Genomic DNA, 532 nt, shown 5'->3' with positions numbered 1-532 from the left:
CCCAGCGCTGATCGACCCGCCCAGCCCATTGAGCGCCGCGGTCAGGCTCGCACCGAGCCCCGGCAGACCCGGGAACGTCAACGCCGGCAGGCCCGGGAAGGTGATCGGCGGCAGACCCGGCAGCGCCAACGTGCCATTGAGCAGCGCGTTGATGCCCGCGTTGATGTCGGCCCCCAAAGCCGGCAGGTTCGGGAACGTGAACGCCGGCAGACCCGGGAAGGTGATCGGCGGCAACCCAGGCAGCGCCAACGTGCCATTGAGCAGCGCGTTGATGCCCGCGTTGATGTCGGCACCCAGCGCCGGCAAGTTCGGCAGCGTCAGCGGCGGCAATGACGGGAACGTGATCGGCGGCAGGCCCGGCAACGCCAACGTCCCGTTGAGCAAGGCGTTGATGCCCGCGTTGATGTCGGCCCCCAGCGCCGGCAAGTTCGGCAGCGTCAGCGGCGGCAGCGACGGGAACGTGATCGGCGGCAACCCCGGCAACGCCAACGTGCCATTGAGCAGCGCGTTGATGCCCGCGTTGATGTCGGCC

1 pseudogene is annotated in these 532 nt (G+C 69.7%); it reads right to left on the bottom strand.

Annotation, left to right across the window (positions count from 1 at the left end):
• Nucleotides 1–532 (bottom strand): annotated as a pseudogene (locus AC5Y43_RS24985) (hypothetical protein); the annotation flags it as partial.

It is taken from the genome of Mycobacterium sp. NGS57 (genome assembly GCF_059812405.1).
This window is presented reverse-complemented; position numbering and strand designations above follow the sequence as displayed.